This is a genomic window from Streptomyces sp. UNOC14_S4, assembly GCF_020740835.1.
In the GTDB taxonomy this organism is placed as follows: Bacteria; Actinomycetota; Actinomycetes; order Streptomycetales; family Streptomycetaceae; genus Streptomyces.
Window position 1 is genome coordinate 1 of sequence record NZ_JAINFC010001043.1, and the last position, 631, is coordinate 631.

Consider the following 631-nt stretch of genomic DNA (forward strand, 5'->3'; position numbering starts at 1 on the left):
GCTGGGGACGGCGGCGTACGCGGTGGCGGCGGCAGCGGTGGTGGCGGGGTGGCTGGTGCGGCGGTACGGGAGCGGCGCGGGGCCGTGGTGCCGCCAACGGCGGCGCTCGCCTCGCGGCCCGGCGGACCGTGCGCGAGCGTGGTGTCCATGACCCACCACACCTACCGCGTCACCGAGATCGTCGGCTCGTCCCCGGACAGCGTGGACGAAGCCATTCGCAACGCGCTGGCACGTGCGTCCCGGACGCTGAGGCACCTTGACTGGTTCGAGGTCGGCCAGATCAGAGGGCACATCGTCGAGGGCGGGATCGGGCACTACCAAGTGGGGCTCAGGGTCGGCTTCCGGCTGGACGACGGCGAGTAGACGGGCGGGTCACGGCCACCGGCCGCCGTCACCGCCGGTCGAGGACGGCAGCGACCTGGTCCATGACACCTTGCCAGTGCGCCCGCCGCTGTTCGCGCTCTTCGGCGCTCGCCAGGTGCTCCTGATGGAAGCGGAGCATCGTGCGGGCTCCGTCGGCGGTGGGGGCGAGGGCGGTCTGGAGGGTGGTGGTGCCGTGGGTGACGCGGATCTTCCGCCCCGGGTGGTAGCCGCGTACCTCCCCGGTCACCCCCGCGGCCGTCCGGTAGGG

At 73.7% G+C, this 631-nt stretch carries 1 protein-coding gene and 1 pseudogene; one reads left to right on the plus strand and one right to left on the minus strand.

Annotated elements, in window-relative coordinates; translation table 11 throughout:
• The first annotated feature begins 147 nt into the window (after positions 1 to 147).
• Positions 148 to 363, plus strand: coding sequence for a dodecin (locus K6I34_RS37800; RefSeq protein WP_229332517.1), 216 nt, complete (start codon positions 148 to 150; stop codon positions 361 to 363).
• A 28-nt stretch (positions 364 to 391) separates the two neighbouring features.
• Here the strand turns inward: K6I34_RS37800 and K6I34_RS37805 are convergent.
• A pseudogene (locus K6I34_RS37805) lies at positions 392 to 631 on the minus strand (SRPBCC domain-containing protein); the annotation flags it as partial.